The sequence below is a fragment of the Microcystis sp. M20BS1 genome, assembly GCF_020245305.1.
Lineage (GTDB): Bacteria > Cyanobacteriota > Cyanobacteriia > Cyanobacteriales > Microcystaceae > Microcystis > Microcystis ichthyoblabe_A.
In genome coordinates this window covers 1-24790 of the sequence record NZ_JADBUZ010000068.1, presented here as the reverse complement: position 1 = coordinate 24790, position 24790 = coordinate 1, and the positions used below count along the sequence as shown (strand labels likewise).

The window sequence follows — 24790 nt, the reverse complement described above, 5'->3', positions numbered from 1 at the left end:
TATCCGGGAGTTTCTCGATATTTCTTTCCAATACGTTAATTTAAATTGGCAGGATTATGTGGAGTTTGATCAACGTTATTTGCGTCCAGCGGAAGTGGATTTATTGATAGGAGATTCTACAAAAGCCAGAGAGAAATTAGGCTGGCAGCCGTCGGTGACGTTCGAGGGACTGGTAAAATTAATGGTAGATGCGGATTTAGCGGCTTTGGGGATTAATCTTAATAACGGTGGTGATAGCCAACAGTTATTAAAAGAGCTGGCTTATCTTCGCAATCGTTCGATGACAACTGTGGATTAAAGAGGTGAAAATATGCTGAATTTAAGCGAACAAAGAATCGTCGTCACCGGGGGGGCTGGATTTTTAGGTCGGCAAGTAGTTAATCAATTAATTGCAGCGGGGGCAAATCCCGAAAAAATTACCATTCCTCGGTCTAAAGATTGTGATTTAAGAGTTTGGGAAAACTGTCAACGTTTAGCCAACGAAGAAGATTTAATTATCCATTTGGCTGCCCATGTGGGAGGTATCGGTCTTAATCGGGAAAAACCCGCCGAATTATTCTATGATAATTTGATGATGGGAACCCAATTAATTCACGCTGCCTATCTAGCAGGAGTGCAAAAATTTGTCTGTGTGGGGACAATTTGTGCCTATCCAAAATTTACTCCAGTACCTTTCCGTGAAGACGATTTATGGTCAGGATATCCCGAAGAAACCAATGCGCCTTATGGTATCGCTAAAAAGGCTTTATTGGTACAATTAGAGTCCTATCGTTTGCAGTATGGTTTCAACGGAATTTATCTTTTACCGGTGAATTTATACGGGCCGGAGGATAATTTTGATCCGGGTAGTTCCCATGTAATTCCTGCTTTAATTCGCAAGGTTTATGAGGCACAACAACGGGGGGATAAACAACTTCCTGTCTGGGGAGATGGTAGTCCAACCCGGGAGTTTCTCTACTCCACCGATGCAGCGCGAGGCATTGTCATGGCCAGTCAATTCTATAATGAATCAGACCCGGTTAATCTTGGTACAAATTATGAGATTTCTATCAAAGATTTAGTCGAATTAATCTGTGATTTAATGGGTTTTGATGGCGAAATTGTTTGGGAAATAGATAAACCGAATGGTCAACCGCGACGCTGTTTAGATACAACCCGCGCTCAGGAAAAATTCGGTTTTGTTGCTCAAATGGAATTTAAAGAAGGTTTGCAAAAAACCATTGAATGGTATCGGCAAAACGCCGCCTAGTCTCGATAGCTGGTGTGTTAGATTAATAACTAACACACCAGATTTTTTTAAGCTTACTGACCGGTAAAATCAGAACGAAGGGTTAATTTTAAATCTTCCTTGGGGTTAATTGACAATAATTCCACCGATTCTCCTCGTAATAACCAACCGGCTAATACTTCTAATCCTCCTCCTCGTATAATCTCGCTAACCGGTTGGTCAGAAGTAAAGGAAGCGAGGACAGAAGCGGCGGATTTTCCTAATACTGCACCCTGAATAATTTTATCGGGGTTAACTCCTTTAATTAGTCTTTCTAGACGGGTGAAAACTGCCGAAATAGCATCAATAGATTTTTCTTGGGGTTGACGGGTTTTTAAAAAGATTTTTTGGGATAGAAAACGGGAACCTTGACCGTCAGGTTTAATTTCTCCGATAATCTGACTACCATCGGGAATAATTGTCTGTCCTTGGGAGTTTTTAATATTATCGGTTACGGTCAGAGATAAAGAAAAAGTTTCCTGTTTGGTTAAAAGAATTTTTTCCCCTTGCTCGTATTTTACAGGGATATCTGTGCCAGCAGGAATTAATCGATCATTCCCCAAAGGAATCGGTTTAATCTGGTTAATCGGGGCGAATTGACGTGCGATCGCAGGAGTCAAGGAAAGGGAGACCACAACGAAAGAAGCACTTAAAAGCATTGTTAATAGGGTCAGAGGATGATGACGACCCTGCTTTTGAAAATTTAGCATCTTACCCTTGAGTTTCCTAGTGGGAGCGAGTTAAAGATAGAGACGAAAGCGGAAAAAAGTTTGTTTCCAAGCAAGAAAATGTGGGAAAAAGGAGAATTTTAGCAAAAAAATGACTGAGATTTTCGAGTAATTGCCAGTTATTAGTTTATTTGGTCTATTGGAACGCCAAAACTCTTGATTTGTCCGCAGTTCTTAGTTTGGCACGGTTAATGGAGAACAAGAACTATTTATGATAGGATTATAGGTTCAATCCTATCAAAAAAAATCACCCGATCGAATTAGAATCTGTGAAAAAATGTAACAATTGTGACAAAAAACTGAAGAAACCTCTGATCGGGTTGCCACCGATCCCAAACTCAGGACAAGGGGTCATCTAAACCTGGCCCCACAGAAACGGCACACCTTCGCTTTCGGTTGAATTAACTCAGCACAATGAGGACAAGGAACCCTATCCCTGTCCTGTGATCGAACAGAAACAGTTCTCTCGCTATTCCAAGTCACGATCAACCCAAAAAGAGCCACTAGCACCCCAACTGCTGGATTAAAGGCCATCATTACAAACCCAAAAATCAGCATACTCAAACCAATAAATTTATCCATAAGCTCCTCTTGTAGATAACCTTGCTCATAAACCCGAACCACCCCCAATGCCTATGAGCCAAATCACACATCGGCCACCCTACCTCAGAAAGATGAGAAATAAGCCAACTAAAGATAGAAATAGAGAGAGTGAAAGATTGCTAGACTCACAGAGGTGGGTAGCTAAAAAAGTCTCGCCTCTAACCCCATAATGACACAATTAACTTTAAGTTTTGCGATCGAGTAAGCCAAAAATATTCTCCCCCATCACCCGCGAACCGGATGCTGTTGCTAAAATAATCTTCATAGGGGAGAGCGCGGGAAGTTTCCAAATATCATCTTTTTTGTCCTGTACTTAGGAGTAGATTATGTTTACTAAACTTAATAATTTGTGGAATCAGTTTTTCAGGAGATCAAGAAGGATTAATGATAAACCATTAAATAAAGTAAGTTTATTGGTAATAATAATTGTTGATATTTTCATCTTAGTTAATGTTTTTACAGGATTAGATGATATTAGTAGGTGGCATTTAAGCCCCCAACAAGTATATCCTTGTTACAGCGCATGGCAAAGTTACAAGAAAAATAATAGTCCAGATAGAGATTATGATTTAATTACAACTTTTTTAGTTGATTATAAAAATAATTATCAAGATGAAGAAATAGGACATTTAGGTAAAGTTTCTCCAATTTGTTTGCAATATGCTGATATTAAAAATAAGTTAAATAATAAAGAAAATAAAACTTTATTAAGTAAAATACAAACAAAACAAGATAATATTAATATACTAGAAAATAATAATAGAATTATTAGAAGTCAATATGATTCTACCCTATTAGAGAAAATTGCTGGACAGTCTGCCAACAATTCGATAAACTGGGTAAAAGCGGAAGAGGCAAAACAGAAACTAGAGGAAAATAATAAAAAAATATCAAAAATCAAAGAAGAAATTGTTAAGCTAAAAAATGAACTACTACAAAAACCATCGAGTCAAAATTTACTTGCTTTCATGAGAAATGAAAGTAAATTTAATGATGTGGAAGCTGGTTATAAAAATGCGTCTTTTTGGTATCCTAGCATTCAATTAGGTTTTCAGGTTTTATTTTTAGCACCATTAATAATTATTGCGTTATTAGTGAATCAGTATGCCCAAAGTCGCGGCTATGGTTTAATAGCGTTAATTAGTTGGCATTTATTAGTTATTTTCTTCATTCCTTTAATTTTCAAAGCTTTTGAATTTTTGCAAATTGGTATTATTGCACAATTCATTTTTGATATTATCGGTTCTATCTTTGGAGGTTTAGTATTTTTAGTTCAATATGTTTATATTCTGTTAATCCCTTTGTTCGGTTTTGCTGTTATTAAATTTTTGCAAAAGTTTGTTTTTAATACCAAGTCTCAAGCAGCAAAACGAGTACAAAAATCACAATGTATTAACTGCGCTAAAACGATTAAAAATCAAGATGCTCATTGTCCCCATTGCGGTTATTATCAATATGTAGAATGTCATCATTGCCATGAGTTAACTTATAAAAATTTACCTTATTGTTATCATTGTGGTACTGCACAAACTTATGATAGTTAATAGTCCCCAAGCTACCGAAACGAGCAAAGAGAGAACCGCCACTTTATCAACTAATCAATTATGGATTTACTCGAATACCAAGCCAAGGAAATATTTGCTCAAGTCGGCATCCCCATTTTACCTTCCCAACCAATCCACGAACCGGGGGGACTAAAAAGATTAAACATTCCCTATCCGGTCGTGCTAAAGTCCCAGGTACGAGCGGGAGGACGGGGAAAAGCAGGAGGAGTAAAATTTGTCGCTAATACCATTGATGCGATCGCGGCTGCCCATGCTATCTTTCATTTACCGATCGCCGGAGAATATCCAGAGGTAATCCTAGCAGAAGCCAGGTATAATCCGCAACAGGAGATATTTTTAGCCATTTTACTCGATTATCATCTGCAAAGACCGGTTTTACTCGGTGCGAGTCAAGGGGGGATGGATGTGGACAGTTTACTGGCAACCATGCAAAAAGTGGTCATTGAAGAGAGATTTTCCCCCTATCTCTGTCGGCAATTAGCCGTATCTATGGGTTTAAGAGGGTCTTTGATCGAGTCTATCAGTCAAATTCTCGAAAAAATGTATAGTCTCTTTGTCAGCAAAGATCTCGATATTATCGAGATTAATCCCTTGGGTATCAACGAAGCTGGGGAAGTGATGGCCCTAGATGGCAAAATAAGTGTTAATGATGCCGCTTTAGCTAGACATCTCGATCTTCTGGCCCTGACCCCACCCCAATTACAATCCCCTTGGTCGATAATTGATCAAACTGGCCAAATAGCCGTGATCAGTAATGGCCAGGGTTTGATGTCCACTGTCTGGGATGCCTTGGCAGGCAAAGGGGCAAAACTAGCAGCCTGGCTTATACTGGAGGAAAGACTAGAATTAGAGCAATTAAACGAGCAAATAGAGGCCGGTCTGCAACAATTCCAACTATTGGCCGATTTAAAAGTGGTTATCGTTGATATTGTCAGTTATCCCGACTTTGGCCAAAAAGCGATCGAGACTATTAGCAATTACTACCGCAGTTATAGCCCATTATCACCCAGCCGGGGCAGTGGTGAACGAATGATCCGGGCCACCCGACAGGAAAGACAAACCTTGGAACCCCGATCTTTTCTCAATCCCACCCTACCACAAATAATTTTTCGCGTCCTAGCTGACAGCAAAGCGATCGATCTCAGTCAGAGTTTAGCTGATGTTAACTTTCATTGGTTAGAGTCTTTAGAAGAGGTAGTCACTGCAGCCATTAAATTAGCCTAGAATCAGTGATCAGTTATCAGTTATCAGATGTGAGTTTTCAGTTCACAAGGGACGAATCTAAAACCTTTGACTCTTGCCTTCAGAAGCGGATTACTGTTCACTGATTACTGTTTACTGATCACTGTTTACTGTTTACTGATAACTGAAACAACTCCCAACACTTAATATATGAAATGGACAGATAAAGATCAGATAATTATGCAAGGGATCGATCGACCCCTAGGCAAATATTATGCGGCAAGATTGAAAACCCAGGGAACCTGTTTAGTAGCGGGGGTGGCTAGTGGCCACGGTGGTGAGATAATCGCAGAGATACCAGTGTTTGATCTAGTGGCTGAGGCCGTTGCTGAAGCCGGAGAAATCAAGACCAGTTTAATTTTAGTCCCCCCCAATCAAGTCCTAGATGCGGCCTTAGAAGCGATCGCAGCAGCCATCCCCCAATTAATTATCGTCACCCCCGGAGTTCCCCCCTTGGATCTGGTGGAATTATTAAAGATAGCTAGTACCACCGGAACATTAATTCTCGGTCCCGGCAGCCAGGGTGTGATTATTCCCAATTATCTTTGGTTGGGTATTTGTGAACCGAATTTTTATCAATCGGGGACAATCGGTCTGATCACCCGCGGCGATCGCATAGGGGATGAAGTGGCGAAAACTTTAACAGCAGCCGGGTATGGTGAATCTATGGCGGTAAATTTGGGGACTGACGGCATTATTGGCTCCAATTTGTCCCAATGGTTGCAGGTTTTTGAGGAAGATGACAATACCGAGGCAATTCTCCTCGTCAGTCAGGTGGGGGGAAAGGCCGAAATCGAGGCAGCCAAATATATTGCCTCGGCAATTGAAAAACCAGTGATTGCCTATCTTGTCGGGTTAAATGCAGCGATTGAAACCAATTTCGGCGATACAGAAACAATTATTTCTAACCAACTTTCCTACTCTGTTGCCGCTAAGAATACCAGAAAAGATAGCTTACGTCATTTTCAAGAAGCTGGGGTGACAGTGGTAGAAAAATTAGCCGATTTACCTGCCTCTTTAGCTAAAGTCTTGTCCTGAATTTGACCCCATTGCTCCAATAATATTTATAATCAGACAATATTCTGTCAAAATAAGCACCTAACAGGATGTTTCACCCCATCCAGGGGATTTTCGATGACAATTCCTGAGAGCTACTATATCATGGTAGATCACCTGTGATTCCTCAGACCGGCCAAGATAAAGACGGCAACAGGCAAAAATTAGGAAAAATCAGCGACAATCGAAACGGCAAGATCAAAAAAAATTCTATTCTAGATTGACCCTTTCAGCAGACCAACTATCCCACCCTTCTAGACAACGACCCTAAGGATAACTTCTATGGCGCAACAAAATAACCTAAAAACCGACAATATACACCAAATCGATCCCTATTGGGGTCCCCCATGGCTCGTAGAGGAACGGGACGCTTGCGGAGTCGGTTTTATTGCCGATGTGCGCGGTTCCGGCAGCCATCAACTAATTGAACAGGCCCTTTTAGCCTTAGGTTGTTTGGAACACCGGGGAGGCTGCAGCGCCGATCAGGATTCCGGGGACGGTTCTGGTATGATGACCGCTATCCCCAGAGATGTCCTCGCTCCTTGGTTCGCCGAAAATGGCTTAAATATGCCAGAATCTGAGCGACTAGGGGTGGGTATGGTCTTTCTTCCCCAAGCGGCCCAAGAACGAGCCGAGGCTAAAGCACATATCGAAGAAATTGTCAATAAATATAATATTAAGATTTTAGGTTGGCGCACTGTTCCCGTCCGTCCCGAAGTCCTCGGAAGACAAGCAAGGGAAAATCAACCCTACGTCGAGCAAATTCTGGTTACTTCCCCCGATTTAGCTGGTTCTCAATTCGATCGCCTACTCTATATTGCCCGTTCTGAAGTCGGTAAGCAACTGGCCGATGATTTCTATTTCTGTTCCTTTTCCTGTCGCACCATTGTCTATAAAGGGATGGTACGGGGCGAAATCCTGCGAGAATTCTATCTAGACCTGCAAAATCCCGCCTATAGCAGTCAATTTGCCATTTATCACCGACGTTTTAGCACCAATACCCAACCGAAATGGCCTCTCGCTCAACCGATGCGCTTATTGGGTCATAACGGCGAAATTAACACCCTTTTGGGCAATATTAACTGGATGTCGGCCCGGGAACCCGCTTTAGAAACCCAAGGTTGGACCCACGAAGAATTACAATCCCTGACCCCCATTGTTAACCCCGCTAACAGCGACTCCTATAACCTCGATAGCGCCCTAGAATTATTGGTGAGAACCGGTCGCAGTCCCCTAGAAGCGGCTATGATCCTAGTGCCGGAGGCCTACAATAATCAGCCGGATTTACAGAATTATCCCGAAATTATCGACTTCTACGAATACTATAGCGGTTTACAGGAACCCTGGGACGGTCCGGCTTTACTGGTCTTCAGTGACGGGGGAATCGTCGGCGCTTGTTTAGATCGCAACGGTTTGCGACCGGCCCGTTATAGCATTACTAACAACGGTTATATCGTCGTTTCCTCGGAAGCGGGAACTATTCCCCTCGATGAAACCACCATTATGGAAAAAGGTCGTCTCGGCCCTGGTCAAATGATCGCAGTTGACCTAGAAAAAGGCGAAATTAAGCGTAATTGGCCGATTAAACAGGAAATTGCCCGCTCTAATCCCTACGGTGCATGGGTGAAATCCCAACGCACCTTGATTGACAAAGAAACAGCGATAGACATTCCCACCCCTAGTAATCTCCTTCCCCTGCAAACCGCTTTCGGTTATACTGCCGAAGATGTGGATATGATTATCGTCCCCATGGCAGAACAGGGAAAAGAACCGACTTTCTGTATGGGTGATGACACTCCCCTAGCAGTCCTCTCCAGTAAACCCCATCTTCTCTACGATTACTTTAAACAACGTTTTGCCCAAGTTACTAACCCCCCCATCGATCCTTTACGCGAAAGTTTAGTCATGTCCTTGACTATGTATCTAGGACGACGGGGCAATATCCTTAAATTAGGGGTTGATGACGCACATTTACTGAAATTAGACTCTCCTCTGCTCAATAATGCGGAATTAGTCAAAGTTAAAACCTCTAGCTACAAAACAGCCGAACTTTCTACCCTTTATGATCTGACCACCGGACCGCAGGGATTAGAAACCGCGATCGCTAATTTGTGCGCTGAGGCCGCCAAGAAAGTAGCATCGGGAGCAGAAATTTTAATTCTCAGTGACAGAACTGCTCCTATTGACGAAAAAACTAGCTATATTCCCCCCTTATTAGCTGTTGGTGCCGTCCATCATCACCTGATTCGCTCACACTTGCGTTTAAAAGCTTCGATCGTTATCGACACGGCCCAATGTTGGAGTACCCATCACTTCGCTTGTCTAATTGGTTATGGCGCTTCCGCAGTCTGTCCCTATCTGGCCCTAGAAACGATCGCCCAGTGGTGGATCGAGCCAAAAACTCAGAAATTGATGGAAAACGGCAAATTAGAAGCTATTAGCCTCGAAAAAGCCCTAATTAATTACCGCAAATCCGTAGAAGCAGGATTACTGAAAATCCTCTCGAAAATGGGTATTTCTCTCCTATCTTCCTACCATGGGGCGCAAATTTTCGAGGCGATCGGATTATCGGCAGATTTAGTTAAACTAGCTTTTAACGGTACTACCAGTCGCGTCGGGGGTTTAAGCATTGCGGAAGTGGCCCAAGAAGCGATCGCATTCCACAGTAAAGCTTTCCCCAATCTTACCGCTAAAAAACTAGAAAACTACGGTTTTGTCAACTACCGTCCAGGGGGAGAATACCACATGAATTCCCCGGAAATGGCGAAAGCACTCCATAAAGCCGTGGCCGCTCACTCCCAAGGTGAAGGATACGACCATTACGAAACCTATCGTCAAATATTGCAGCAAAGACCCGTTACTGCATTGCGCGATCTATTAGAATTTAACAGCGATCGAGCTTCAATTGCCATCGAAGAAGTAGAATCGATCGAAAGTATCCTGCAACGCTTCTGCACAGGGGGAATGTCCCTCGGTGCCTTGGGCCGGGAAGCACACGAAACCCTAGCGATCGCCATGAATCGCATCGGAGGTAAGTCCAATTCCGGAGAAGGGGGAGAAGATCCGATCCGTTACACCAGCTTAAACGATGTGGATGTAGAAGGACATTCCGTGACTATGCCCCATCTAAACGGCTTAAAAAACGGTGATACGGCTAATTCTGCCATTAAACAGATAGCTTCGGGTCGTTTTGGAGTCACTCCCGAATACTTAATGAGTGGAAAACAGCTAGAGATTAAAATGGCCCAGGGAGCAAAACCGGGAGAAGGAGGTCAATTACCCGGGAAAAAAGTCAGTTCCTATATTGCCATGTTACGGCGATCGAAACCGGGAGTAACTTTGATTTCTCCCCCTCCTCACCACGATATCTACTCGATCGAAGATTTAGCACAATTAATCTACGATTTACACCAAATTAACCCCCGGGCCAAAGTTTCCGTCAAATTAGTGGCCGAGATCGGTATCGGCACAATTGCGGCCGGAGTTGCCAAAGCTAACGCTGATATTATCCAGATTTCCGGTCACGATGGTGGTACAGGTGCATCACCCCTAAGTTCGATCAAACACGCGGGTAGTCCCTGGGAATTGGGAGTGACGGAAGTGCATCGGATGTTAATGGAAAATCAACTGCGTCATCGGGTGATTTTGCGTGCAGATGGAGGACTGAAAACCGGTTGGGATATCCTCATGGCTGCTCTGATGGGTGCGGAGGAATTCGGTTTTGGTTCCATTTCCATGATTGCCGAGGGGTGCATCATGGCCCGCGTCTGTCACACGAATAATTGCCCTGTGGGAGTCGCTACCCAGCAGGAACGTCTGCGAGCTCGTTTTCCAGGAATTCCCGCTCATGTGGTCAATTTCTTTACTTTGGTGGCCGAGGAAACGCGGCAATTATTAGCGAAATTAGGCTATCACAGTTTAAATGAGGTGATTGGCCGGGCAGATCTGTTAAAAGTGCGCTCCGATGCTCGTTTAACTAAGACAGAATCCCTCAATCTCGATTGTTTGTTGAATTTACCCGATGGCCGTAGCGATCGCTCTTGGTTGCAGCACGAGGAAGTACATAGTAACGGTGCTGTCCTCGATGACGATATTCTAGCCGATAGCGAGATTAAACAGGCGATCGAGCAACAGGGAACCGTCAGCAAAACCTACAGGATTGTCAATACCGATCGCTCCGTCGGGGCGAGAATTGCGGGGGTAATTGCCCAAAAATACGGGAATGACGGCTTTGAAGGCGAAATTAAGCTCAATTTCCAGGGTGCGGCCGGTCAAAGTTTCGGAGCATTTAATTTACCCGGTGTCAATCTCCATTTAGAGGGAGAAGCTAACGATTATGTGGGTAAAGGCATCTACGGCGGCGAAATTGTCATCTTACCTCCCCAAAACGCCAATTATCAGCCTGAAGATAACGCTATTATCGGTAATACCTGTCTCTACGGGGCCACCGGTGGGGTATTATACGCTAATGGTCGCGCTGGTGAACGCTTTGCTGTCCGCAATTCCACTGCGAAAGCGGTTATCGAAGGGGCCGGGGATCACCTCTGTGAATATATGACCGGTGGGGTAATTGTCGTGCTTGGTTCCGTCGGTCGCAACGTCGGCGCCGGGATGACGGGAGGATTAGCTTATATTCTTGATCCGTCCCTACCGGAGAAACTTAACCCCGAAATTGTCAAGATTCAACGGGTTGCCACGGCTGCCGGTGCGGAACAGTTAAAATCTTTAATTGAGGCCCATGTAGAACGCACTAATAGCCCCAAAGGTAAGTTAATTTTAGCTAATTGGGATAGCTATCTCGGTCAATTCTGGCAAGTGGTCCCTCCCTCGGAAGCGGATAGTCCCGAAGCGCAAATTAGCGCGGAGAAAACCTTAACTTCGGTGTAATTTCCTCGGGGTGCGTTACTCTTGGTTAACGCACCCATTGATTAATTTTTTGACTGCGGAGTTGATTAATGGCCATGCTGCCCATCCCCACCACCTATACTAGCTATACCCAAGCACAGGAACATTTTCTTCAGGTTTTAGAACAAGTAGAACTGGGAAACTCGATCGTTATTGTCCAACGTCAGGGTCATCATGATGTGGCCTTGATTGCTGCTGAAGTTTATCTTTTGCGCTCTCCAGCTAACGCTCAACGACTTTTTCAGTCCTTAAATTGGTCACAAGAAAGATTATCTCAGACAGCTGCCACCACTTCTCTAGAAGAATTACGTCAAGAATTGGAGACCGAGATTGAGCAAGAAAAAGCCGCAGAAGTCTGAAACCGAAATTGTGCGAGTTTTTACTCAATTATGCCTAATCTAGTATCTCCAAATTGATTATATGGGGACATATTAACCTTAATTATTTAGACTACAGTTTTTATCGCTGCATAAGTCGGAACATTTGCTAAAATTTAGGATATATTCACTTTGGCTATCTTTGATGTCATAATTTGGCAATGACAAACGAAAAACTCAGATTTATCGATCTTTTTGCTGGTATTGGAGGATTTAGATTAGCTTTCGAGAGCGTTGGTTATGACTGTGTATATTCTTGTGAAATAGACGAAAACTGTCAAAAAGTATATTTCAATAATTTTCAAGAAATTCCCGATCAAGATATTAGAAAAATTGCTATCCACGACCTCCCTGATTTTGAAGTGTTGACAGCAGGATTTCCCTGTCAACCCTTTAGCATTTCTGGAAAACGAGCTGGATTTAGAGATACAAGGGGAACTCTATTTTTTCACATCTGCGAAATAGTAGAATTAAAAAAGCCGAAAATAATTCTTCTGGAAAATGTTAAACACCTAATTCACCTCGACAAAGGCAAAAACTTAGATATTATTTTGCATTCTTTGGAAGAACTGGGTTATTTAGTTGATTATAAGCTCTTAAATGCCAAGAATTTTGGTGTGCCGCAAAATCGAGAAAGAATTATTATTATTGCTACCCAAAATAAAAAATTTAATTTCAACTCATTAAAATATACTTCACCAATACCTAAGTTACGCGATTTTCTGTCTCCTCAAGGCAATTTTGAATACTTAGATAAAAAAGAATATACTCTCATTGATAATCCTACCTTACAACCATCAGGATTAATTTTTGTCGGTTATCGCAATAAAACTATCTGGAAAAAAGGTATCAGACCAAATACAGAACATTTATCCCGGGTTCATCATCAACCTAACCGAATTTATTCGATCGATGGAGTACATCCTACTATACCATCTCAGGAAACATCTGGACGTTTTTTTATTTATATACCCGAACAAGATCAGGTGCGTAAATTAACTATCCAAGAATGCTATCGACTGATGAAGTTCCCCGATAGCTTTCAAATTCATCCTAACTTAGCTGAGTCTTATAAACAGGTGGGTAATTCGGTTTGTATTCCCATGATTCAAGAGTTGGCTATTGCCATTAAGAAACATATTTTTGAAAACAATTCTAGAGTATCCTTAAAGGAGTTTTCTTTTTCTCGTCAGAATATTCAATTGGAAATTATCGGATTAGATTTTATGAACCATAAAGAAAAGTTATTAGACATTTATGACCAATCCTTAAATTTAGATGATCGGCAACCACTGCCCCCTCAACTCTATCAAAACTATATCCAACAAATTGCTACTAATTGCTCAAAAGAAAAAGGAGTTTATACGGTTTTAATAACTTTATTAGTTCATAAAATTCTCTATCCTAATCAAGATATTAGATACCATCAAACTAATTTACCTGGAGGATTTTCAGGAAGAACTATTGATACTCAGTATATTACTCCCACCTTGAAACAATTGGGATTACCAGCTATGGCAGAAAGTGGCTGGCTAACTCGTTCTTTAGAACAACCCTTTCCCTATACTTTAGATTATCAAGGTAAAATTAGTAATCAAAAAACCAAAGATGCTTTTCTGGGTTTAATTGATTTTATTGAAACTAATCCTCAACAAGCTGAAGTTATTTTAAGGCTTTTACTTCATCAAGTTAATCAGATTATCCAGACTCAAAAGATTAAAATTTTGAAGATAGATAATCCTGAACCTTTTGATATCAACACTTTGAGCAGTTGCCTAGAAAATCATTTTAGTTTCAATTATCAAACTCGCGGAGCTTCCAAGTTACCTGTTTTAGCACTATATGCAATTTATCAAAGGTTAATTATAGAAGTAGAAAGATACAAATCCTGCACATTAAAACCTCTAGGCAGTCACACAGCTTCTGATCTAACTTCTGGTAGTGCAGGAGATATTGAGATTTTTGATAAAAATAAACAATTAGTAGAAGTTATTGAAATTAAGCATGGTAAGTACATTGATTTACAAATTCTCCGAATTGCCAAAGATAAAATTATTAAATTTAATCCGAGAAGATATTATATCCTATCATCGTTTGATGTTAAACCCACAGAAGTGGAGTTAATCATGTCTGAGATTCAAACTATCAAAAACAATCATGGTTGTCAAATAATTACCAATGGTATTATACCGACAATTAAATATTATCTGAGACTGATATCATCTCCAGAAGAATTTGTCAATAGCTATTCCCATCTGATTGAAATAGATTCGGAATTACAAACTATTCATAAATTAAAATGGAACGAAATTTTATCTAATCTTATTTCTCCAATTGAACAAATCTAAACTAGCGAGCTATACTATGGCCAAAATATACCATCGCTGGTGACAGCCTTTCTTAAGATGAAGTGTAACCTAATTTGGTATCGACGACCGACACCCCACAATCTGTCCCCACAAAAAACTTTTTCGGCCAACCCTATCTAGACTACACTTTTTAAGTAGCTAGACACAATTAATTACACATACTTTTGCCTTTTGCCTATCCTAACCAAGAAGTTAATTTTTTCCTATTACTTTATTACTCATGAATCCCCTCGTCAATTATTTTCGCAACCTGCACGAAATCCACTCCTCCCAAGCAGCAGTAAAAGAAACCTCCTACTACGGCACTCTCGAAACTCTCCTCAACGAAATCGGTAAAACCCTAAAACCGCGAGTTGGGTTTCATGCTTCAACCGTTCGGACCTCGGTGTGAGACTTCGGCGTGAGACTTCGGCGTGAGCTCAGTAGTTCGACAGGCTCACGCTCACTAACACGAACGCTCGGTCGAACGCTGAGCTCACGGCCGAAGCCCAACCTTGTATATTGAGAGAAGTGGTAGACCGTCCCAACCTTGGTCGGAAAAGACCGCTTCGTAGCAAGAGTCAATAATCTCCCTGACAAAACTCGAACAGTCGCCGGGGTCGTCGCAAAAACAATCAATTGTTAAGCTAACAGACCGTATCGAGCAAGGATGAGTAAAATCAAGGGGATGCTCTCGAAAAGAACCATTAATCCCGCCAATTTCTCAGGTTTAATCATGGAAAATATCTCTCAATGGGTAGGCATTGACATTAGTAAAGCGACCCTAGATGTTTACCTCCGTCCGCTCGGTAAGGCGATGAAAGTTGCTAACACAAAGGAGGACATATCTAAACTGATCGAGACCCTAAAATCTTACACGCTCAACCTCATCCTCATCGTTCTGGAAGCGACAGGAGGTTTAGAAACTGAACTGGTGATTCAATTACAAGCAGCGGGTTTACCCGGAGCCTTAATCAATCGCTTAGTTGGACGCGGTAAATCAAAAAAACTGGCTCTGACTGCTTGTGTGCGAAAAATCTTAGTCATTCTTAATGCAATGGTTCGCCAAAATCAGCCTTGGCAGCTTGCTGACAATTTGCAACCTTGTTCCTAGAGATTCACGATCTTTGTTATCTCTAATAAAGGGTTGCGCTTGCTTTGGTTTAACCTGAGCAGCTTAGCTTTTGCTGCGCTTTTTTCCAGCTTGAGATTTTGAGTTTTACGGAAACTGCTTGAGTTTTTTTGAATTACCCCTTGACAATCAAGACAGTCACTACTAGATTGGCTACTTAACATCTTCTGAAAGCAATAGAGTCTCCTACTTGAATTAATTCATATTTTGATATTACCTTCAGTGTTACTTTACTTCCATCCTTCCATTGAATCACAACGTATCCGTCATCAATAATCCATTCACCAGAGGAGTAATGTGGTTCAACAGGTCTGATTACAACCGGAGTGATCTTAACGACACTCTCTCTACTATAACTACCTCCTGGTTCCAGTTTGTACGTTTCTTTCCAATAGGAAGAACCACCGTTAGCATAACTTGTAAATTGGCTTCTTTCCCAACAACCAGATATATCAGACTCGACTACACCCGTATTTTTAGAATCCGATTCATTTTTATTGCTAGGTTCTGCGGAACAGCCTACTAACAACAGTAAACCAATTGCAATTAATTGTGAAATTTTGATGAACATAATAGACCTCTTGCATAAATCCGAAAACAAACGATAGAAACAATAATGGGAGGGACTTTCAGTTAATTATTTATTAGTAGTTGATAATCTTCAAAAATGTTGCTGTACAAGGATCGACTTAAGACTTTTGCAAGAGGTCTAATCATCATTGGATTACCTACAAAATTCGAGTGTAGCTTGTAGGGTGCGCTCTTCGTTAGCGTAACGCACCAATCCCAGTTAGAAACCCAACATTCTTAACGACATTAGTGTAGTTGGGTTTCGCTTAAGCGTCGCTAATAGTAGTATCCTAACATCGGCAACAGATAAACCTCCGTCAACGATCTGTAACCATTGCTGGCGAACAGAATTTCGTTGGACAGGATCAGTAATGTGTTCAAAACAGTTATCATAGGGCGTTGACATATTTTTTTCTCCGAATCACTCATAATCTCATTTTAACCGTTCAGGGGGCGGTTATCAAGCCGCCATTAGTTTTGTAATGGGGATTTATGCCCCGCTCCAAAAACTTTTCGTCTTAAGGCGAGGTTTTAGACTAGATTTTTTCGATAAAAGCAGACCACGGGGGAATTTTTCACAGCACTAAAGCTCTGCAAGAATTATCACTTTAAGCGGTGACATTTTCTGTTTCTACTGGTTGAATTTCTGGCATTTCTACTTTAATTAAACTCACTTTAGCACGATAAAGTAGTTTTTCCCCATGACGATAGCCCCGATAACGCACTAGAACAGGTGTACCTGTTTCCGCTTGACCATCGATCAATTGATGGATTTGCGGATCATAACCAACATGATCACCGACACTGTCAATTGGTTGCACTCCCCAGCGCTCCAGTAACTGCATAATCGGTTTAACTAGGGAGAGGATTTTGACGGCTGCTAGGTCGGGATTTTTGCGGGCAACGGCCTCGGCCGTGGGCCATTGAACTAACCAAGATTCGATCGCTTCGATGCTTTGACGTTGAAATTCTGCGGCTAATTCTTCTTTTTGCTGGTCTAATTTTTGCTGTAAATTTTGATACTCTTGTTCGAGAATTTTTAATTCCCCTGAATGATCCTCTGGCCCCATCGTCGGGATTTGAAAATGAGCAAGAAGATCGCTAACTGGCAGCTGCAGCCCATTAGCTAATTTCACCAAAGATTCAGAGGATAATTTAGCGATTAAACCATGGCAAACTCTCTGCAATTGCCAAGAAGATAGACCCGATAACTGACTCAATTCTTCCAGATTTTGACAGCCAATTTCTGCCATTAACTGCTCTAATTTTTGCCGATGATATTTATATAAGGACTCATTCATGGGACTTCTCAGCTTAAGCGATGTGTTTAGCTAAAACGGATTTAGGAGCGCGACGAACTCGACAGAGAATTGTTTCTTTACCGAGACGCTGATGAGCTGCAAAGCGATGGCAACCAGAAAACCCGTAGTAGTTACCATCCACCTCCAAAACATCGATCGGTTCTCGTAATCCCTCCTCAGCGATCGATTGCATCAACTGATTAACTTTTTCGGGATCGGTTTGTCGCGGTAAAGGACGACGAATTTGGGACAGAGGAATATTTTTAATTTCCATAGCGTCTTCACTATAGCACATTTAGGCTAAACTGTAGATAAGTTAACTCGGTTGCTGATGCAGTGGTCTGGCTCCCTACTGGCAGTTTTCTGGCCACAGACAAGATTCTATCACCCAATCCTCTCCTTTTCTGACTATGACTATTCCTCCTATCAATGAAAAGATTATCCGGCAAAATAGCACCAATGCTTCCTATCAGCGCGGTCAATATTATTACGATAGCGGTGCAGTTATTTCTCTTTGGCAACGGGGGCAAAATCTACAAGCTTTAGTGAGTGGTAGTGAGGTTAAACCCTATCGAGTTGCCATAGATTTTAACCAAGAAAATCTTGAGAATGTCTCCTGTTCCTGTCCCTACGATTATGAGGGTTGGTGTAAGCATATTGTGGCGGTTTTATTAACCTGTTCTCGTCAACCAGAATTAATTATTAAAAAAGCCTCTCTAGAGGAGTTATTGACACCGATCGATGAAAGTAAATTAAGAAAATTGCTTAATCATTTAGTGGCTAAACACCCAGAAGTTATCGAGACAATTGATAAGTTTTTAGTGCCAGCTACCCCACTTAATAAAGCGGTAGGGAAGATAACTGTTAATGTCAAAGCTTATCGTAATACTGTCCGTAATGAACTGCGGCAATCCCTACGAGCGATCGAGGAAGATTACTACGAAGAAGATCCAATTTCTAATGAAATTTATGCCCTAGTGGATGAGGCCAAAGATTATTATCAAAAGGGAGAACCAGATAATGCGATCGCTATTTTAGAAGCAATTATTAGCGCCTGTATCGAGGAATGGGATGATTTAGAAGATTACGGTGCTGTTAATGATGATTTAAGTGCTAGAATCGATCGAGTTCTAACGGCAGCAATTTTAAGCAAAGAATTTAATCCCCAAGAAAAGCAAGATTTAAGGGAAAAAATCGAGCAATGGCAGCATGAATGGAGTGCCGATTTTGAGATGAGTTTAGCAGCCTTACAACAGGGATGGGACGATCCAGTTTTAGAGAAGATTTTACGGGGAGAATCGGCTAATTTTTCAGAAATGTGGTCAGGAAATATCCCCTATTATGCCCAAGCATTAACTTCTATTCGCTTAGAAATTTTCGAGCAACAGGAAAAAGATCAGGAGTATTTGAATCTAGCTTTAGCTTCAGGACAAGTGGTAGAATACCTAACTAAGTTAGTCTATCTTGATCGCATTGAGGAAGCGATGGCAGCGGCAAAAAATATGATAACTAAAAACGATGAAGCCTTCTTTTTTGCCAAAGCTTTACGCGATGAATCCGCACCAGAATCCGCTCTCATAATTGCCAGGGGTGGTCTAAATTTCCCAGGTAATTATTATTATCAATTAGCTCTCTGGACAAGTGAACTAGCGCAATCTTTAGGGGATATAGATACAGCTTTAGCTGCTAGAATTAAGGCATTTCAAGACCAACCTTCCTTTTCCCATTACCAAAAAATTGAGTCTTTAGCGGGGGAAGATTGGCCCGATTTAAAACTAGACTTGTTAGATTACTTGCGCGAGTTTAGCGGTGGACGTTCCACAGAGGCTAAAATCGATATATTTCTCCACGAAAATTTAGTTAGAGATGCAATTAAAGTCGTTTCTGATAATTCCTATGTGCAGTCTCACCTAATTTGGCGGATAATGGATGCGGCTGCTACCGTCGATCCTGACTGGGTGATCGATCACGCTCGTCCTCCTGCGGAAAAGATACTGGACGAAAAAAAGGCAGATCGCTACGAAGAAGCGATTAAATGGCTGAAAAAAGCTCGTAATGCCTTTTATATGTCGGGAAGACGGGAAGAATGGCAAACTTATCGGGAAAGTTTAATTAAGGAACACGGACGCAAATCAAAATTTATGGGGTTATTCAAATATCAGGATTTACAATAATTTAAGCTTGTAGCCGTCAGTTATCGGCTACAAGGAGGCTATTTTTAGCTTGTAGAGTGGGAATTTGTCCTCAGCTTAAGTCTAGTGATGTTTCGACGCAAATTCTTTTATGCTACAAATTGAAGTGCGGAATGTAGGTTGTAGTAAGTAGTCATGCAAAATAAATTTCCTAGTGAAGACAGGCAAGAGGCAAGAGGCAAAAGCTTGATCGAAATGTGTAATTAATTTTGCTTAGGTACTTATCTTCTCGACTATAGCAGTTTTCATCAGAATGAGGTATGGGCAAGGAGCTTAAACCCTTTGTTGGCAAAACTTGTCGATACCTCAGTAACGTGAAAAGCGCTATCCTTTATCGGGAAATTTCAAATCTGCCTTGGCTATTACAAAAATTCATATTTATGTCTTGTGAACCTGCTACAGCTAAACGCAATGTTAGTTACTGGTCAGTTGTTTCTGGTACTATCGTCACCTCCATCATATTGTCCTTCTGCCCCTTCACGTTAATCTTCCTCACCGTCCTAGAATAAGACGATTGCACCTCACCCAACCCTTTGATACTAAATCCGTTGAGTATAGGATACATATCAGGACAGGCAAAAGGCAGCTGATAACTGCTCACTGATAACTGCTCACTGAAAAGGCTAACGGTTATAAAACGGGGACGGGTAAATAAACCTTTTCTACCGTAGGAGAAAAACCTAGCCATTGACGAGATAAACGAGCAAAAGTGTCAGGATCACCGCTAACTGCGAAGTTAGTAGGTAGGGATGTTTCGGGATTTTTGAGACCTAATAATTCTAGTTCTTTTTCCGCCGCTCGGACAACGGCAGCGGCGGGATCTACCAAGCGCACGGAACTAGGTAAAAGACGACGTAAAACTGGGGAAAGATGACGATAATGGGTACAACCATAGACCAGAGTATCAATATTTTCCGCCAGTAAAGGCTGAAGATATTCCCTAGCCACTTGTGTGGTATAGGGGTCAAAAATGCGGTTAGCCTCGATCAAAGGGACAAACTCAGGACAAGGAATTTGCCAAACTTGGGCAGTAGGATCGATTTCTTGAATTGCTTGTTTATAGGCATTACTTTTAGCCGTAGCCGGGGTAGAAATCACCCCTATGCGCTTTCCTTGTTTAACGGCAGTTTTGGCACCGGGTAAAATTACCCCCAAAATTGGTAAATCTTTAAATTCGGCCCGTACTTCTTCTAAAGCCAAGGCGGAACTGGTATTACAGGCCATAATCACCATTTTCACCCGGTGCTCGCCCATCCAAGTGAGAATTTCCCGGACAAATTCGATAATTTCCCCTTTAGAACGGGTTCCGTAGGGAAGTCTAGCGGTATCAGCAAAATAGAGAATCGATTCTTGGGGCAGTTGTCGATACAACTCCCTTAAAACGGTCAGTCCACCCACACCACTATCAAACACACCAATCGGACTAAATTGTGATTCTCTCATAGATATCGAGGAAAACGCTGATCTAAAGTAGCTTTATTTGATGATATTAAAACACGGATTTTTTGATTGGTAAACTAATGCTCCAATGATTTAATCATTAACGGAGATTTCGTTGAATATATTCAATAATCCCTCCTGCGATCGCCGCCGCCATTTGTCGTTGAAAGTTGGCATTGGCTAATTTAGCAGCATCCTCAGCGCCAGTAACGAAACCCACTTCCACGAGGGTAGAGGGCATTTTCGAGGTTCTCAGCACATAGAAACGGGCCCGACGCACCCCTCGATCGCGCATATCGACACTGCGGACAATATTGCGATGGATGGTGTCCGACAAACGGCGATCACCGAAGTAGTACACCTCTAGGCCGTTGACATCCGGTCGTGCTTTCCCCATAGAGTTAGCATGGATACTGACAAATAGATCGGCATCGATCTGGTTAGCCAGGTCCGTGCGACCTTGCAGGGTGACAAAAAAGTCGCTATCCCTAGTTAGACGCACATCGATGCCCTGTTGTTGCAGAATGCGGGTAACTTCTAGGGAAATGGGCAGAATTACGTTTTTTTCCTGAAGGCCACCAATTCCGATCGCCCCCGGATCCTTACCACCGTGGCCCGGATCGATCACCACCAGAAAGCGGCCATTGCGTTGTTGGGGGGGATTAGGAGTGGGGTCAGAGGGGCGCGGCGGTGGGTTAAATTGCCCCGTATCTGGGGGTAAAGGGACAGGTATAGTGGTGGAGTCAGGAACCTGAGAAACGGGGCCAGAATTGCGGGAGGAAAGCAATTCTAGGACTAGGGTTTGACCTTCCGACTGATTGAGGCGACCGAATTGAAATCCTGCCGCGGTCTGTACCAAAATCAGCACCTTATTGACACTTTCCTGACGTACCCGTAATTGATAGATGGGACTAGAGCGACCAAAGCGCGGACCGCGAAAAGACTCGGCTAACTTAGCATTTTCGATGCGTAGTTCATAGACCCCATCCCGGTTAACACTGCCGTTAGCTTTCAGGGGTGAATCCCCACGAATTAACAGGCGATCGTTATTACCCGCCAGATCGATCGAGGAGATCGTCGCCAAACGATTGCTAGAAGGGGGATTATTGGCAGTTTTCGGGGGGGGATTATTGGGACGAGGATTGGGATTGGTCGCTCTAGTGGGGGGAGGTGAGGAGATATTATCCACGGCACTCAGACCACCCCTAGGCAGTAAAACCAAGCCACCAAAACGACTATAGAGAGCTTGCCAATCGGGACTATCTCTATTAACGCTCAGGGAAATCTTGGCCCGTTGATTGGCAGTCTGACTGAATTGAATATCACCGACCCCATAGCGATTGACGGGGATAGTTTGACCGGCGAGACTACCGGGTAAAGTGGCCCCGGGTAATTCAAATTCGATTTTTTTGCCGTCCCGGCTGCGTTGACTGCGGATCGATCGATCATCACCATTTTGCTCTAAACGGACAAAAAGACCATTGCGAGTGACCTGAAAATCATCGTTGTTGTCCGTCTGGCTAACTGGAGGTGGGGGAGTGGGACGGGTGGAACCGCGATCGGGGGGAGGTGTGGGATCGGGGGTAACGGGGGGTTGCGTTTCCTCCCGAATCGGTTGGGGTTCTGGCAGTTCCACTGTCCATTGGGTGGGCGAAATTCCGCGAATTTTTACCTGTTGAGGATCGACGGTGTAGCCGGGGGCTAATTCAATCACTAAACGGGTAGTTTCCGCATCAAATTGACCGATACGGACACTTCTGACGATATTGCCAATGGGCCGGTTAATATTGGGTTGCCCTAACTTGATCCCGGGCAGATCGATCACGATCCTGGTGGGGTTAGTGATCATTTGCGCTCGCGGTTGCACTCGATTGTCGGTGGTGAACACCAGACGATTCTCATTGGTGTCGAATCGCCAAAAGACGAGCTTGCCTGCCCAAGCAGGGGCCGCCACCAGCAACCAAGTTAATGCGCTTAGGAATAACCAATGAAATCTCACGATCGATGCTCCCGTTGCTCGGTTATCAATTACCTTTTTTCGGTAAAAATGGACGATTTTGTCGATTTTTTGCCATCCATAGCTCCCTTAATGCTCTGAGAATGACTATCAATAAAAACAAGCTTATGGGACGTTGGCATGGTCTGCTATGTTTCTGATCAGTGATCAGTTATCAGTTATCAGTCATCAGTTATCAGTGATCAGTTATCAGCTTCTGAAGGTAATAGGCAAGAGGCTCCAAAAAAGAATCTGGCAATTCTCCTACCTAAAAATAAGGTTAGAAACTAAGTCCATGAAAGCTTTTAGCTTAACAAATTAGGATTTAGATTCGGCCCTTGTTATCAATGAAAAGACGGCACTGTTAGTGCCACTTAACACTGCTACTGGTAACTTAACACTGCCACTGGTCACTGGTCACTGCTCACTGCTCACTGATTGAGGACTGGCGGTGGGTTCTTTAAATACTAACCTTAACAGGGGCGGAGCGATAAAGGTAGTCAAGATCACCATCATAATAATGGCCGCATCGGTAGCGGGGGATAAAGCGCCACTAGCAGCCCCGACTCCAGCAAAGACTAAACCCACTTCACCCCGGGGAATCATGCCAACTCCGATCGCCAAGCGATTGAGTTTTTCCTTACTGAAAACGGCTAACCCCGTCACCACTTTACCCAAAATAGCGACGACAATTAAGAAAGCGGCCAAGACTAATCCTTCTCGATTGCTGGGAATAGCGGGATTAAGCACACTTAAATCGGTTTTTGCCCCCACACAGACGAAAAATATCGGTACAAATAAATCGGCGATCGGGAACACTTGTTCTGCCAATTCCGATCGCTTTTCCGTTTCTGCTAGGACTAGGCCCGCAGCAAAGGAACCGAGAATCGCTTCTAATTGGATAACTTGGGCAATATAGGCAAGAATAAAGGCGAAAATTAGGGAAACTAAGAGCAATTGTCCCCTAGTTTTCATGCTATTAACTAATTGAACATAAAAGGGGCTTAAAAAACGACCGATCAGGATCGCCCCCACCACAAAAGCGCTAGAACTAATAACTAGATAAATTACTTTGCTAATTTGCACTTCTCCGGTCTTCACCAAAGAAGCAACGACGGCGAGAACGATAATACCGAGAATATCATCGAGAACCGCAGCACCGATGATAATTTGACCTTCTTTCGCCGATAACTGCCCTATTTCTGCTAAAACCTTGGCGGTAATGCCGATACTGGTAGCGGTTAAAGCTGCCCCGGCAAAAATAGCGGGAATGGTGGCCAGATGGAAAATGTAGATTAAACCCAAAGTACCCACCAAAAAGGGAACCGCAACCCCCACCACTGCCACAGCAGCTGCCTGGGGACCGACGCGAATTAATTCCTGCAAGTCTGACTCTAAACCAATCTCGAACAGCAGGATAATTACCCCCAATTCCGAGAGGACGGAAATCACCTCACTGGCAGCACTAAAAACGGCGGGAGATTGCTCCGGGGTGAGGGATGAGGTGGATTCTAGGAAATGAATGAGGAGAGAATCCTCGAATCCCGCTCCTCCTTCTGGAAAAACCAGTAATTTTAGGGCAGAAACTCCGATAATCACGCCACCGACTAATTCTCCTAACACGGGAGGCAAGTTGAATCGGACGCATATTTCCCCCCCCAGTTTACAGGCGAAATAAATAACGGTCAAACTCAGCAGCACGCAGGCTAAAACTAAGGCACTATCGGCAGTTTCGGCCGTAGCTGCCGAGGCTAACAGGGTAAGATTAGGACTCCAAGCGGAAGAAAGGAAAGGCTGTAGTATCATCGCTCGCTCAAAATTACTCCCAATACTCTAACAAGCTGGCGGCCTATTCAGTGATTCCCTATTAAACTTTGCCCCTTGTCCAACTTCTACGAGGGTTCAGCCGTGGCCGGGTGAGGATCAGATAAGGGACTTCCAAAAAATAAACTATTCATTCTCAAGAATAATAATCATTCTCGGAGTGTGGGAGGTAGGGATCGATGGTTGCCCCCTCCTTCCAATTTTGTAGTAGAATTAATCCTGTACATTATTAATCAAGTTTTTC

At 42.8% G+C, this 24790-nt stretch carries 18 protein-coding genes and 1 pseudogene; 12 read left to right on the top strand and 7 right to left on the bottom strand.

Going from position 1 to position 24790, the window contains the following annotated elements:
• Both IM507_RS06970 and IM507_RS06965 read left to right on the top strand, forming a co-directional pair.
• Positions 1 to 298 (top strand): GDP-mannose 4,6-dehydratase (locus IM507_RS06970; RefSeq protein ID WP_287636810.1); only part of this gene is annotated, 298 nt, incomplete at its 5' end.
• Positions 299 to 310: 12 nt separating this feature from the next.
• Complete coding sequence (locus IM507_RS06965) at positions 311 to 1249, top strand: GDP-L-fucose synthase family protein (protein WP_002733729.1); 939 nt, start codon at positions 311 to 313, stop codon at positions 1247 to 1249.
• Positions 1250 to 1302: 53 nt separating this feature from the next.
• On the opposite strand, the gene IM507_RS06960 is transcribed toward IM507_RS06965, so the two are convergent.
• On the bottom strand, positions 1303 to 1977 hold the full coding sequence (locus IM507_RS06960) for a hypothetical protein (RefSeq protein ID WP_002733841.1): 675 nt from the start codon (positions 1975 to 1977) through the stop codon (positions 1303 to 1305).
• Positions 1978 to 2924: 947 nt separating this feature from the next.
• On the opposite strand from IM507_RS06960, the gene IM507_RS06955 reads away from it, so the two are divergent.
• The 8 genes and pseudogenes from IM507_RS06955 to IM507_RS06920 all read left to right on the top strand — a co-directional run.
• A complete protein-coding gene (locus tag IM507_RS06955; RefSeq protein ID WP_002733474.1) occupies positions 2925 to 4142 on the top strand; it encodes a membrane protein in 1218 nt (405 codons plus the stop codon).
• A 60-nt stretch (positions 4143 to 4202) separates the two neighbouring features.
• The gene (locus IM507_RS06950) at positions 4203 to 5387 is read left to right on the top strand and encodes an ATP-grasp domain-containing protein (RefSeq protein WP_287636809.1); all 1185 of its coding nucleotides are present in this window, start codon (positions 4203 to 4205) and stop codon (positions 5385 to 5387) included.
• A 168-nt stretch (positions 5388 to 5555) separates the two neighbouring features.
• A complete protein-coding gene (locus IM507_RS06945) occupies positions 5556 to 6443 on the top strand; it encodes a succinate--CoA ligase subunit alpha (protein WP_024971062.1) in 888 nt (295 codons plus the stop codon).
• Positions 6444 to 6743: 300 nt separating this feature from the next.
• The gene (gene gltB, locus IM507_RS06940; RefSeq protein WP_287636808.1) at positions 6744 to 11348 is read left to right on the top strand and encodes a glutamate synthase large subunit; all 4605 of its coding nucleotides are present in this window, start codon (positions 6744 to 6746) and stop codon (positions 11346 to 11348) included.
• A 68-nt stretch (positions 11349 to 11416) separates the two neighbouring features.
• Positions 11417 to 11725 carry a type II toxin-antitoxin system Phd/YefM family antitoxin gene (locus IM507_RS06935; protein WP_002731516.1) on the top strand — a complete coding sequence of 103 codons (309 nt, stop codon included), beginning with the start codon at positions 11417 to 11419 and terminating at the stop codon, positions 11723 to 11725.
• A 179-nt stretch (positions 11726 to 11904) separates the two neighbouring features.
• Positions 11905 to 14091, top strand: coding sequence for a DNA cytosine methyltransferase (locus IM507_RS06930; protein WP_002733447.1), 2187 nt, complete (start codon positions 11905 to 11907; stop codon positions 14089 to 14091).
• 241 nt (positions 14092 to 14332) lie between these two features.
• Positions 14333 to 14503 (top strand): hypothetical protein, encoded by a 171-nt coding sequence (locus IM507_RS06925; protein WP_002733405.1) that lies wholly within the window; start codon positions 14333 to 14335, stop codon positions 14501 to 14503.
• Positions 14504 to 15073: 570 nt separating this feature from the next.
• Positions 15074 to 15205 (top strand): annotated as a pseudogene (locus tag IM507_RS06920) (IS110 family transposase); the annotation flags it as partial.
• 175 nt (positions 15206 to 15380) lie between these two features.
• Here the strand turns inward: IM507_RS06920 and IM507_RS06915 are convergent.
• From IM507_RS06915 to IM507_RS06905, 3 genes are all read right to left on the bottom strand, one after another.
• Positions 15381 to 15794 carry a hypothetical protein gene (locus IM507_RS06915; protein WP_042790349.1) on the bottom strand — a complete coding sequence of 138 codons (414 nt, stop codon included), beginning with the start codon at positions 15792 to 15794 and terminating at the stop codon, positions 15381 to 15383.
• A 607-nt stretch (positions 15795 to 16401) separates the two neighbouring features.
• Complete coding sequence (locus tag IM507_RS06910) at positions 16402 to 17094, bottom strand: helix-turn-helix domain-containing protein (protein ID WP_002733431.1); 693 nt, start codon at positions 17092 to 17094, stop codon at positions 16402 to 16404.
• A 13-nt stretch (positions 17095 to 17107) separates the two neighbouring features.
• Positions 17108 to 17389, bottom strand: coding sequence for a ParB N-terminal domain-containing protein (locus IM507_RS06905; RefSeq protein ID WP_042790352.1), 282 nt, complete (start codon positions 17387 to 17389; stop codon positions 17108 to 17110).
• A 115-nt stretch (positions 17390 to 17504) separates the two neighbouring features.
• Here IM507_RS06905 and IM507_RS06900 point away from each other — a divergent pair, with 115 nt between their 5' ends.
• Together IM507_RS06900 and IM507_RS06895 are read left to right on the top strand one after the other, a co-directional pair.
• Positions 17505 to 19268, top strand: coding sequence for an SWIM zinc finger family protein (locus tag IM507_RS06900; protein ID WP_123229954.1), 1764 nt, complete (start codon positions 17505 to 17507; stop codon positions 19266 to 19268).
• Between the two features lie 398 nt (positions 19269 to 19666).
• The gene (locus tag IM507_RS06895) at positions 19667 to 19795 is read left to right on the top strand and encodes a hypothetical protein (protein ID WP_287636805.1); all 129 of its coding nucleotides are present in this window, start codon (positions 19667 to 19669) and stop codon (positions 19793 to 19795) included.
• 121 nt (positions 19796 to 19916) lie between these two features.
• Here IM507_RS06895 and murI read toward each other — a convergent pair whose 3' ends face one another.
• The 3 genes from murI to IM507_RS06880 form a co-directional block, all read right to left on the bottom strand.
• Positions 19917 to 20729, bottom strand: a complete 813-nt coding sequence (murI, locus tag IM507_RS06890; RefSeq protein ID WP_002734376.1) for a glutamate racemase — start codon at positions 20727 to 20729, stop codon at positions 19917 to 19919.
• Between the two features lie 97 nt (positions 20730 to 20826).
• Positions 20827 to 22725, bottom strand: coding sequence for an N-acetylmuramoyl-L-alanine amidase (locus IM507_RS06885; protein ID WP_287636804.1), 1899 nt, complete (start codon positions 22723 to 22725; stop codon positions 20827 to 20829).
• A gap of 414 nt (positions 22726 to 23139) precedes the next feature.
• Positions 23140 to 24528, bottom strand: coding sequence for a cation:proton antiporter (locus IM507_RS06880; protein WP_287636803.1), 1389 nt, complete (start codon positions 24526 to 24528; stop codon positions 23140 to 23142).
• Positions 24529 to 24790: the final 262 nt, after the last annotated feature.